Source organism: Pseudomonas fragi (assembly GCF_900105835.1).
GTDB lineage: Bacteria > Pseudomonadota > Gammaproteobacteria > Pseudomonadales > Pseudomonadaceae > Aquipseudomonas > Aquipseudomonas fragi.
The window spans coordinates 1,763,345-1,774,916 of record NZ_LT629783.1 but is presented as its reverse complement, the minus strand read 5'-3'; the positions used below and the strand labels follow the sequence as shown (position 1 = coordinate 1,774,916).

Below are 11,572 nucleotides of genomic sequence, written 5' to 3'. Positions count from 1 at the left end.
AAGGCTGCGATAAGGATCTATCGGTCAACATTATTCAACTGTGGGAGCGGGCTTGCTCGCGATTGCATCACCGTGGTGTACGAGATTCACCGCGTCGTCAGCATCGTGAGCAAGCCCGCTCCCACAGGTTTACCCTGCGGAGGCCAAGTGCCCGAACTACAAGTTGCCGACCGGCATTGGTCGGTTGCCGATGGCAGCAACCTGCTCGACGCCCTTAATCAGGCCGGTGTAGCGGTGCCCTACAGTTGCCGGGCGGGCAGTTGCCATGCCTGCCTGGTGCATTGTGTGCGTGGCGAGCCCTTCGATCTCAAGCCCGAGGCCCTTGACCGGGCACAGCGTGAGCAGGGCTGGCGCCTGGCGTGCCAGTGCCAGGTGGTCGGGGATTTGCAGGTGGAAACCTTCGACCCGTTGCGCGACGGTTTGCCGGCCGAGGTTGCGGCGCTCGACTGGCCAAGCCCGGGGGTGTTGCGCTTGCGGCTGGTGCCGCAGCGCCCGTTGCGTTATCGCGCCGGCCAGCATCTGGTGCTATGGACCGGCGGCGTTGCGCGCCCATATTCACTGGCGAGCCTGCCCGAAGAAGACCGCTTTCTGGAGTTTCACCTCGATTGTGCGCACCCCGGTGAGTTCGTTGACGCGGCGCGGCAGTTCAAGCCCGGTGACGTGGTGCGCTTGGGCGAGCTGCGTGGCGGGGCACTGCGTTATGACCCGGACTGGCAGGAGCAACCGCTGTGGCTGCTGGCGTCCGGCACCGGCCTGGGGCCGTTGTACGGCGTATTGCGCGAGGCCTTGCGCCAGGATCATCAAGGTCCGATACGGCTGGTACATGTGGCCCGCGACCAGGCTGAACATTACCTGCGGGACGAGCTGCTGGCCTTGGCGCAGGCTTGCCCACAGCTTGTGGTCGAATACCTTGAGCGTCCTCAGCTGCCCGACTACCTGTTACAGATGCGTGTCATCTCGCGCCAGACCCACGCCCTGGTCTGCGGCCACCCCGACACGGTCGATGCCTTTGCCAGGCGTTTGTTTATGGCGGGCTTGCCGCGCAATCAGCTATTGGCCGATGCCTTTCTGACGCGCAGTTGAGGGCACAAAAAAGCCCCGCCTGATCACTCAGGCGGGGCTTTGGATTCAAGCTTTACAGGGCTTAAACCATTTTGTCGCCGACATGCAGGATCTTCATGCCGTTGGTGCCACCGATGGTGTGGTAGCTGTCGCCCTTGGTCAGGATGACCCAGTCGCCTTTTTCCACAACGCCACGCTTGAGCAGCTCGTCAATCGCGGCCTGGCTGACCTGTTCTGGCGGCAGCGATGCCGGGTCGAACGGTACGGTGTACACGCCACGGAACATCGCCGCGCGCGCCTGGGTTTCGCGGTGCGGGGAGTACGCGTAGATCGGCACCGAAGAACGGATGCGCGACATGATCAACGGTGTGTAGCCGCTTTCAGTCAGGGCGATGATCGCTTTGACACCCGGGAAGTGGTTGGCGGTGTACATGGCCGCCAGCGCAATGCTCTGGTCGCAGCTTTCGAACGTTTTACCGATGCGGTGGCTGGAGGTTTTGCTGGTCGGGTGCTTTTCAGCGCCGACGCAAATACGCGCCATCGCCTGCACGGCTTCCAGCGGGTAGGCACCGGCAGCACTTTCAGCCGAGAGCATCACGGCGTCGGTGTAGTCGAGAACGGCGTTGGCAACGTCGGACACTTCGGCACGAGTTGGCATCGGGTTCTGGATCATCGACTCCATCATCTGGGTTGCCACGATCACCGCTTTATTGTGGCGACGTGCGTGCAGGATGATTTTTTTCTGGATGCCCACCAGCTCGGCATCGCCGATTTCAACGCCCAGGTCGCCACGGGCAACCATGACCGCGTCGCTGGCCTTGATCAGGCCGTCGAGGGTTTCGTCATCGGCTACGGCTTCGGCGCGTTCAATCTTCGCTACCAGCCAGGCGGTACCGCCTGCTTCATCGCGCAGTTGGCGGGCGTATTCCATGTCGGCAGCGTCACGCGGGAACGACACGGCCAGGTAGTCGACCTGCATTTCGGCAGCCAGCTTGATGTCGGCCTTGTCTTTTTCAGTCAGGGCCGGCGCGGTCAGGCCGCCACCGCGACGGTTGATGCCTTTGTGGTCAGACAACGGGCCACCGATCAGCACGGTGCAGTGCAGGGCGTCTTCAGTGGCGGTGTCTACACGCATGACCACACGACCGTCGTCGAGCAGCAGCTCGTCGCCGACGCCGCAGTCTTTAACCAGGTCCGGGTAGTCGATGCCGACCACTTGCTGGTTGCCTTCGGTCAACGGATGGCTGGTGGAGAAGGTGAATTGATCACCGATCTTCAGCTCGATCTTTTTGTTGGCGAATTTGGCGATACGGATTTTCGGGCCTTGCAGGTCACCCAGCAGGGCTACGAAACGACCGTGCTTGGCAGCGATGTCACGTACCAGCTTGGCACGAGCCTTGTGCTCGTCGGGGGTGCCGTGGGAAAAGTTCAGACGGGCAACGTCCAGGCCAGCGAGGATCAGCTGTTCCAGCATTTCCGGTGAATTGCTGGCAGGGCCAAGTGTGGCAACAATTTTGGTTCGACGAACAGACATGCAAAGACTCCTGAGTTCAAGCGCTGCCAAAGGCTACTATGGTCTTTGGCTGTAGTCATTGTTCCTCTGCACTACTTTCTGCTTAAGTTGTGGTGCATCGGGTCTGTTGTCTGAAGAATCTGGCCGTGGGGTCGATACACTGTTGTGAACAGGAGATACCCATGCGAATCGTGCTCGTTTTATTGTTGGTCGCCAGTGCGGCCGGTTGCACCCGTTGGTCGATGAACCATCACTTGAACAATGCTTACCGGGCCTATGATCGCGGTAACTGCGAGGCGGTGATGCTTGAGTTGTCGGAGGTTGACCGCGATAGCAGAAGCCGTCCGTACATCTGGCCACAAACAGCTATGCTCCGTGGGCTGTGTCTGGAGCGTACGAAGTTTTACCTGGATGCGGCCCAAACGTATCAATACATCATCAACGAATTTCCCAAGAGTGAATATGCCTATCGGGCCAAGGCCCGGATCGAGACACTGCGCATTCTCAAGTTCATCCCGGGCCCCGGCGCAACCGCCCAGGGGGTGCCTGTGAGCATCCCATGATGAGCGAAATTTAAACTGGTCATTTGTACCCGGTTGACTACTATTAAATTCGTTTGAGTGCTTTTGGTTTTTGTTGGTACTCAAACGGTTTTATTCCTTCTTGGCAGCTTGATATGTCGAGCTTCAGCTGAAGGTGGCGGGCAGATTTTCACGGGGTTGTTGACCCGGTTGTGGGGCAGGGCGTTTCGAGACGCCAGCGCGGCCATGCTCAATGGCCTCTCTATAGTGAATTCGAACATGGTTATCGAACGGCTTATCCTGCGGCACCAACTGACGTGTTTCCTGAAAGTGTTCAATCGGTTCACGGACAAGCCCATTGGTTATCTGGGCAATGTGTCTGATGGCGGGTTGATGCTGATCAGCCAGCTGCCGATGCTGGTGGACGCCAATTTCGAGTTGCGGCTCAAGCTGCCCGATACCGACGGCTGCCCGCAATTTATTGATCTGACGGCGCGCTGCCTGTGGTGTCGCGAGGATGCTACGCCGCACTACTATGACTCCGGATTTATCCTGTATCAGCCGCCTGCCGAGTACGTCGGGTTGATCAGTGCCTTGCAACGCTACTTCAGCTTTCAGCCCTTGCAGGCTTCTGCCTAGGGCTGGTCTTGCCCGGGTTTGAGCGCCTAGACTGTCGAGGTCTACTGCTCAGGAACACCCCGTGACCTCTATTTTCTGGTACGACTACGAAACCACTGGCATCAACCCGCGCTGCGACCGGGCCGTGCAAGTGGCCGGCATCCGCACCGACCTGGAACTCAATGAGATTGATGAGCCGGTCAATCTCTATTGCCAGCCAAGCGACGACATCCTCCCGCATCCGATGGCCTGCCTGATCACCGGTATCACCCCTGGCCGCCTCGAAGACAAGGGGCTGGGCGAAGCCGAGTTCATGACCCGCACCCATGCCCAGCTGGCGTTGCCTGGCACCTGCGGGGCGGGCTACAACTCGTTGCGCTTCGATGATGAAGTCACCCGCTACAGCCTGTACCGAAATTTCTTCGACCCTTATGCGCGTGAGTGGCAGGGTGGCAACAGCCGCTGGGATTTGATTGATGTGGTGCGCACCGCCTACGCCCTGCGCCCGGAAGGGATCGTCTGGCCAGAAGAGGACGGCCGGGTGACCCTCAAGCTTGAACGCTTGACGGCGGCCAACGGCATCGATCATGGGCAGGCCCACGATGCGTTGTCCGATGTGCGCGCAACCATTGCCCTGGCCCGGTTGATTCGCGACAAACAACCCAAGTTATATGAGTGGTTGTTCCAGTTGCGCAGCAAACAGCGGGTGCTTGACCAAGTTCGACTGTTGCAGCCCATGCTGCATATTTCGGGGCGTTTTTCTGCGGCCCGGCATTATGCCGGCGTGGTATTGCCATTGGCCTGGCATCCGAAGAACCGCAATGCCTTGATTGTGTGCGATCTGCACTTTGATCCGCAGCCATTGCTGGATATGGATGCCGAGTCTTTGCGCAAGATGCTTTATACCCGTCGTGATGAATTGCCTGACGGCCAATTACCGATTCCGCTCAAGCTGATACAGATTAATCGTTGCCCGGTGGTGGCCCCCTTGAATGTTGTACGCGCGCAGGATCAACAGCGTTTGCAACTGGACATGGACCTCTATCAGGCGCGAGCGCGCAGCCTTGTAGAGGCCCGGGAAGTTTGGCAAGACAAGTTGTCGGCCATTTATGCGCATGAAGACTTCACGCCCAGTGAAGATCCCGAGCAGCAATTGTACGACGGCTTTATCGGCGATCGAGACCGTCGCCTGTGTGAGCAAGTCAGAAACAGTGACCCCGAACAATTGGCCAAAGATACATGGCCTTTTGATGATGAGCGCTTGCCTGAATTGTTATTCCGTTACCGCGCGCGAAACTTTCCGTACACCCTGGATGCACAGGAACTGGAGCGCTGGCAGGTGTTCTGCCAACAGCGTTTGTCGGACCCTGCAATGGGGGCGCCCATGACCCTGGATAGCTTTATGCAGGCAGCCGACGAGTTGTCGCGCAGTGCCACGCCAGCCCAGCTAAAGCTGTTGGGGGAGTGGCAACGCTATGCGCAGGCCTTGAGCCGGCGTGTGGGGCTGAGCCCGTCAGGCGAGGGCGCGGACTGACACACAGGCAATAAAAAACGCCAGCAAGCTGGCGTTTTTTAATGGCATCGCAAAAGGGTTGCGTACCGGGGGTGTTACTTAGTCCAGCAAAGTCGCCCAGCCTTCAACCACGTCGCTGCCCCACTTGGCTTTCCACTCTTTCAGAGTTTTGTGGTTGCCACCTTTGGTTTCAATCACTTCGCCATTGTGTGGGTTTTTGTATTGTTTAACCTTGCGGGCACGTTTGGTGCCGGTGGTTTTAACAACACCGCGTGGTGCTTTGCTTACTTTGGATTCCGGATCCAGAAGCGCGATGATATCGCGTAGCGATTTCTGGTACTCGCCCATCAGAGTGCGCAGTTTGCCTTCAAATTCCAGCTCGGTTTGAAGTTTGTCGTCTTCAGACAGGTTCTTCAGGCGAGCTTGCAGTTCTTTGATGGCTTCTTCAGTTGCGCGATATTCGTTGATCAAGGACATGAGGATAACCTTATGTTGAAAAGGGGTAACAGGGATACAGTGGCGCAATAGTAGTCAGACAGTTACTGCAAGTAAACCTGTAACAGACGATTAATTTAAATTTTTATTCATTAACTTCGCACTCGTCAATATGAGTGCTATTAAATAGACGAAGCGCCAGCTGGGTTATTAAGGGGGATGAATAACCCATGTCAATTGTCCTTAAATACCGATGCAGGCCACGCCGCTGCTGGCGTGGGCCACAGGCTGCGCGACCCAATGGCGCAGGCGCCAGGGTGTAACGAATACTGCAGTTTTGCTGCGCACTCGCTAGAATGGCGGCCTTAGTAAAGTTTTTGGAGTTTTCCCCTCATGCGCACTTTTCGGTTGGTGATTGCGTGCCCCGACGGCGTCGGCATTGTCGCCAAGGTCAGCAATTTCCTTGCCTCCCACAATGGCTGGATCACTGAAGCGAGCCATCACTCGGACGACCAGAGCGGTTGGTTCTTTATGCGTCACGAGATTCGTGCCGATTCCTTGCCATTCGGGCTTGAGGCTTTTCGTGAGGCATTTGCCCCGATTGCCGAAGAGTTTTCGATGGAGTGGCGCATTACCGATACGGCGCAGAAAAAACGCGTGGTGTTGATGGCCAGCCGTGAATCCCACTGCCTGGCAGACTTGCTGCATCGCTGGCACAGCGATGAACTGGACTGCGATATCTCTTGCGTGATCTCCAACCACGATGACCTGCGCAGCATGGTCGAGTGGCATGGCATCCCGTTCTACCATGTGCCGGTCGACCCCAAGAACAAAGAGCCGGCGTTTGCCGAAGTGTCGCGCCTGGTCAAGCATCACGATGCCGAAGTGGTGGTACTGGCCCGTTACATGCAAATCCTGCCGCCTGATTTGTGCCGCGAATATGCTGGCCAGGTCATCAACATCCACCACAGCTTCCTGCCGTCGTTCGTGGGCGCCAAGCCTTATCACCAGGCTTCGATGCGTGGCGTGAAGCTGATCGGTGCAACGTGCCATTATGTGACTGAAGAGCTGGACGCCGGTCCCATCATCGAGCAGGACGTGGTGCGCGTCAGCCACAGTGACAGCATTGAAGACATGGTGCGATTCGGCCGTGATGTCGAGAAGATGGTACTGGCCCGTGGCCTGCGCTATCACCTTGAAGACCGCGTGCTGGTGCATGGCAACAAGACAGTCGTATTTTAAGCAGTAGTCGCTGCCGCAGGCTGCGAAGGGTTGCGTAGCAAGCCGTTTCCTTGAAGGCTGCGGGATCAAAGAGAAGGGTTCGTCATGACTGATCCGCTCGACAAGGCCACTTCCAGTGCCCCGGCTACCTTGGGCGAAGGGTGCCTGAGTCGCTATGACCCGGATGCCCTCAGTCCCGAGGATGGCACTGACTTCCCCGATGCCGCCAGGCTTTGGGATGCGCTGCAGCAAGCTTCAGGCGACATGCCTGAAGCCAGCTGCGCTGCATCAGATACGGAAACTACCCACCAGTTGCTTCAGGCGCACAGCCTGTTGCTCCAGGTCGGAGCAGGCACGAAGGGTTGATTGCAGGTTTTCAACGCCTTCCTGGTTCAGCGTATTGATTTCGGTAATGTCCATGTTGATCGACTCGACCACCGAGGTTTGCTCTTCGGTTGCCGTGGCCACGGACTGGTTCATCCCGTCAATTTCGCCAATACGCTCGGTCACGCTGATCAAGCGCTCGCCTGCGCGGTTGGCGATTTCCACGCTGTCCTGGCTGTGACGCTGGCTTTCTTCCATGGTGCTCACTGAGCCGCGGGCGCTGACCTGCAACTCCTCGATCATTTTTTGCACCTGTTGCGCCGATTCCTGGGTGCGATGGGCCAGGTTGCGCACTTCATCGGCCACCACGGCAAAACCGCGTCCGGCTTCACCAGCACGCGCCGCTTCAATGGCAGCGTTAAGCGCCAGCAGGTTGGTTTGTTGGGAAATGCTGGTGATCACTTCCAGGATCTGACCGATATTCACTGTCTTGTCGTTCAGCGCTTCGATATGGCCGCTGGAGGTGCCCAGCAGTTGCGACAGTTGTTGCATCGAGCTGATGCTGCGTTCAACCACCTGCTGGCCTTCTTCAGCCAGGCCGCGTGCGTCGCTGGCCTGGTGCGAGGCCTGGGCGGCATTGCGGGCGATCTCTTGCGCAGCGGCGCCCAGCTCGTTGATGGCGGCGGCGACACTGTTGGTGCGGCTCGCTTGCTCGTCAGAGTTCAGCATCGATGAGTTGGAGGCGCTGACCACCCGCAGGGCCACTTCGTTGAGCTGTTCTGTGGCCGAGGCCACTTCGCTGATCGAGGTGTGGATACGTTCCACAAAGCGGTTGAACGCGCTGCCCAGAATACCGAACTCATCCTGGGATTCGACCGCCAGGCGGCGCGTCAGGTCGCCTTCTCCTTCGGCAATGTTTTGCATGGCGCGGGTCATGACGTGCAGGGGTTGCATCAGCAAGCGGATCAACAGGCCGAGCAGGGCGATGATCGACACCACGGCAATCACCGTGGCGATAATCGCCGAGGTGCGGAATTCGCTGAGTGCGGCGAAAGCCTGTTCCTTGTCAACCGACAGGCCGATATACCAGTTGGCCGAACCCAGCCCTTTGACAGGGGCAAAGGTCACAATCCGGGCTTTGCCGTTGACCTGGATCTCGCTCAAGTCGGTAGTGATCGCAGGGGTGTCCTGAGGGTAGATATCTTTCAGGTTTTTGGTCACCAGACTTTTGTCCGGGTGTACCAGGATTTCGCCATCGGCATTGATCAGAAAGGCGTAACCCATGCCGTTGAAATTCAGTGCGTTGATACTGTCGGTGATGGCTTGCAGGGTCATGTCGGCACCGACTACGCCCAGGGTTTGCCCGGCTTTTTTCACTGGCGCGCCGATGGTGATGACCATTTGCCCGGTGGCGGCATCGATATAAGGCTTGGTCAGGCTCGATGAGCTGCTGTTGAGCGCATCCTTGTACCAGGGCCGGGTGCGCGGGTCATAACCGTCAGGCATCTTGCTGTCGGGGCGAATGGTAAAACCGCCCTGGCTGTCACCAAAGTAAACCGACATAAAGGTATGGCTGAGGGTTTTTTGCTCCAGCAGATTTGCCACCTGGCCAGGCTCCGGGGTCAGGGCGATGGCTTCGGCAAGGTTTTGCGCCAGCAGAATCCGGCCTCCCAGCCATGTCTGAATGTTATTGGCGGTGACACTCCCCATTTCATTGAGGTAGTTGTCCAGGTTGTGGCGAATGGCGTTGCGTTGCAGGTAATCGTTGTACAGCGTAAATAGCGAAAAGGCGGCTATTACGATCAGGGACGCGGCAAGCAGGATTTTATGGCTGAAACGCAGGTTTTTATTCATGGCTTGAAGGGTCCGCTAAAGTCTAAAAGTGTGAGGCGTACACTCTGGTAAAACGCGCGCTCTGCACATCACTGCCAAAACAGGGCAAGTTGGCTGTTTATTAAGGCGCTTTACGACGCTAAATCCGGATTTTTCTGGTCTAGCATTCAGTGTGTATCGACCCGCGATCGGGAAAGATTAATCAAAGGTGGCAAAATGCCTGACTCTTCTGCTCTAGTACTGGGTGCCGACCTTTCGGGCCGGCCCATCGCACAGTCTTTACGCCTGGCCAACCGCCACGGCCTGGTGGCGGGGGCCACGGGCACGGGTAAAACCGTCACCCTGCAGCGTCTGGCCGAGCAGTTCAGCGATGCCGGGGTGGCCGTGTTTGCGGCTGATATCAAGGGCGACCTGTGCGGTCTGGGCGCCGCGGGCAACCCCCAGGGCAAAATCGCGGAGCGAATTGCGGGCATGCCGTGGCTTGACTACGCCCCCAAGGCCTATCCGGTCACCCTTTGGGATATACAGGGCAAGACCGGCCATCCGTTGCGCACAACCTTGAGTGAAATGGGGCCGTTGCTGTTGGGCAGTCTGCTGGAACTGACCGATAGCCAGCAGTCGGCGCTGTATGCCGCGTTCAAGGTGGCGGACCGTGAAGGCCTGTTGCTGCTCGATCTCAAAGACCTCAAGGCGCTGCTCAACCACCTGCGCGATAACCCCCAGGAACTGGGTGATGACGCGGCCCTGATGACCACCGGCTCCAGCCAGGCGTTGTTGCGGCGCCTGGCAACCCTTGAGCAGCAAGGTGCCGAAGCCCTGTTTGGTGAGCCTGCACTGCAACTGGAAGATATCTTGCAGCCGGCCAGCGATGGTCGCGGGCAGATTCACCTGCTCGATGCCAGTCGTTTGGTGCATGAAGCGCCCAAGGTGTATGCGACTTTCCTGCTATGGCTACTCGCAGAGCTTTTTGAGCAATTGCCCGAGCGCGGCGATGCCGACAAGCCGTTACTGGCGCTGTTTTTCGATGAGGCACACCTGCTGTTTGCCGATACCCCGAAAGCCTTGCAGGACCGACTGGAGCAAGTAGTGCGGTTGATTCGTTCCAAGGGCGTAGGGGTGTATTTCGTCACGCAATCGCCAGCGGACTTGCCGGATGCGGTCCTCGCGCAACTGGGGTTGCGTATCCAGCATGGCTTGCGGGCCTTTACGGCGAAAGAGCAGAAGTCCCTGAAAGCTGTGGCCGACGGCTTTCGCCCCAATCCGGCATTCAATGCGCTGGCCGTGCTGACCGAACTGGGCACGGGGGAGGCGCTGGTGGGCATGCTTGAGGAAAAAGGCACGCCGGCGATGGTGCAGCGCGTCCTGATTGCGCCACCGCAATCGCGCATCGGCCCGCTTACTGAAGCCGAGCGGGCGGCGCTGATCAGCGGTTCGGCGTTGCAGGGGCGCTATGACAAGCCCATAGATCGTGAGTCGGCTTATGAAATTCTGATGGCGCGCAAGGGCGTGGTGCCTGAAGCGCAAGCACAAGCACCAACTGCACCGCATGAGCCCGGGCTGCTTGATCAGGCCGGGGAGTTTTTGGGTAGCGCAGCAGGCAAGGCCTTGCAATCCATGGCACGCCAGGCTGCGAACCAGATGGGTCGCCAATTGGTGCGCGGGTTATTGGGGTCGCTGTTGGGCGGCAGCAAGCGTAAATAAACAGGTCTGAAAAATGCCCTGGTGGGAGCGGGCTTGCTCGCGATGCAGGCGACAAGGTCTGTCAGATAGACAGCAGTGATGCCATCGCGAGCAAGTCGAATCGTCGCCCCCGCCGTTTTTTGCGCCTAGGGCTTGGGTTTAGCGTGACTCGCCAGGCGCTCAAGGGCCGCACGCAAGGCCGGGTCGGTGATGCCCTCGGCCGTTGCCTGAATGGTCTGGGCGGCATCAACTGACAAGTCCAGTGTGTGCCCCGCGACCTTGGCCAGCACCGTAGGCGGCTGCACTTTGAACAAAATTCGGGTCAGGCTGGCAAACTCGTCAAAAGCCTGGAGCTGGCGCAGCAGGCGTTTTTGCTGATAGCGCAGGCGAGTGGCCCAATGGCCGTCGGTCACGATCAGCAACAAACTGCCTTCACGCCATGAGGCGACGTGACAGTGTTCGCGTGCAGCCGGCTGCAGTTGGCTTTCAAGCAGGCGTTGCAGGTGTGCCAGACGCTTGGCATGGCCAAAAATGGCTTTTAGGGGCTTGGCCTCGCGCAACAGGACGGAGGGTGCCCGCGCTGGATGTGGGCGAAATGCCATGTTCAAGCACCAGAGAAAACAGAGCAGCAATCTTAGCAGAAACCGGCAGTTGACTCGTGGGGATCCGGTTTCATTAAGATTTATTTACGAAATCAATGAGTAACTTCTCGTGTTAATGGGTTGAAGTTCAGCAAAAAGCCCTTATTTTAGGAAAGCCCCTTCACAACGCAGTACCAGTATCGTGGAATAACGCCACTTTCCTCACCGCCGTTTCCGGGTAGAATGCTCGCTCGCATGCGGCCATCAGGGC

10 protein-coding genes and 1 pseudogene are annotated in these 11,572 nt (G+C 58.2%); 6 read left to right on the top strand and 5 right to left on the bottom strand.

Annotated features, from left to right (window positions below; all coding sequences use genetic code 11):
* The first annotated feature begins 147 nt into the window (after window positions 1-147).
* Window positions 148-1,083, top strand: a complete 936-nt coding sequence (locus BLU25_RS08110; RefSeq protein WP_016782201.1) for an iron-sulfur-binding ferredoxin reductase — start codon at window positions 148-150, stop codon at window positions 1,081-1,083.
* Between the two features lie 61 nt (window positions 1,084-1,144).
* Here the strand turns inward: BLU25_RS08110 and pyk are convergent, their stop codons facing one another.
* Complete coding sequence (gene pyk / locus BLU25_RS08105) at window positions 1,145-2,596, bottom strand: pyruvate kinase (RefSeq protein ID WP_016782202.1); 1,452 nt, start codon at window positions 2,594-2,596, stop codon at window positions 1,145-1,147.
* Window positions 2,597-2,757: 161 nt separating this feature from the next.
* On the opposite strand from pyk, the gene BLU25_RS08100 reads away from it, so the two are divergent.
* From BLU25_RS08100 to sbcB, 3 genes are all read left to right on the top strand, one after another.
* On the top strand, window positions 2,758-3,138 hold the full coding sequence (locus tag BLU25_RS08100) for a tetratricopeptide repeat protein (protein WP_016782203.1): 381 nt from the start codon (window positions 2,758-2,760) through the stop codon (window positions 3,136-3,138).
* Window positions 3,139-3,375: 237 nt separating this feature from the next.
* Complete coding sequence (locus BLU25_RS08095) at window positions 3,376-3,735, top strand: PilZ domain-containing protein (RefSeq protein ID WP_016782204.1); 360 nt, start codon at window positions 3,376-3,378, stop codon at window positions 3,733-3,735.
* 61 nt (window positions 3,736-3,796) lie between these two features.
* Window positions 3,797-5,248: an exodeoxyribonuclease I gene (gene sbcB / locus BLU25_RS08090; RefSeq protein WP_016782205.1), complete on the top strand. Its 1,452-nt coding sequence runs from the start codon at window positions 3,797-3,799 to the stop codon at window positions 5,246-5,248.
* A 78-nt stretch (window positions 5,249-5,326) separates the two neighbouring features.
* Here sbcB and mvaT read toward each other — a convergent pair whose 3' ends face one another.
* Window positions 5,327-5,704, bottom strand: a complete 378-nt coding sequence (mvaT, locus tag BLU25_RS08085; RefSeq protein ID WP_016782206.1) for a histone-like nucleoid-structuring protein MvaT — start codon at window positions 5,702-5,704, stop codon at window positions 5,327-5,329.
* Between the two features lie 351 nt (window positions 5,705-6,055).
* Between mvaT and purU the strand changes: the two genes are divergently transcribed.
* The gene (gene purU / locus BLU25_RS08080) at window positions 6,056-6,904 is read left to right on the top strand and encodes a formyltetrahydrofolate deformylase (protein WP_016782207.1); all 849 of its coding nucleotides are present in this window, start codon (window positions 6,056-6,058) and stop codon (window positions 6,902-6,904) included.
* A gap of 267 nt (window positions 6,905-7,171) precedes the next feature.
* Here purU and BLU25_RS23925 read toward each other — a convergent pair whose 3' ends face one another.
* Window positions 7,172-7,936, bottom strand: a complete 765-nt coding sequence (locus tag BLU25_RS23925; RefSeq protein ID WP_369782759.1) for a methyl-accepting chemotaxis protein — start codon at window positions 7,934-7,936, stop codon at window positions 7,172-7,174.
* A 141-nt stretch (window positions 7,937-8,077) separates the two neighbouring features.
* Window positions 8,078-8,917, bottom strand: a pseudogene (locus tag BLU25_RS23920) (cache domain-containing protein); the annotation flags it as partial.
* 339 nt (window positions 8,918-9,256) lie between these two features.
* On the opposite strand from BLU25_RS23920, the gene BLU25_RS08065 reads away from it, so the two are divergent.
* Entirely contained in the window at window positions 9,257-10,741 is a 1,485-nt protein-coding gene (locus BLU25_RS08065; protein WP_016782209.1) for a helicase HerA-like domain-containing protein, read from the top strand.
* A 125-nt stretch (window positions 10,742-10,866) separates the two neighbouring features.
* Here the strand turns inward: BLU25_RS08065 and BLU25_RS08060 are convergent, their stop codons facing one another.
* Window positions 10,867-11,322: a DUF721 domain-containing protein gene (locus BLU25_RS08060; RefSeq protein ID WP_016782210.1), complete on the bottom strand. Its 456-nt coding sequence runs from the start codon at window positions 11,320-11,322 to the stop codon at window positions 10,867-10,869.
* Window positions 11,323-11,572: the final 250 nt, after the last annotated feature.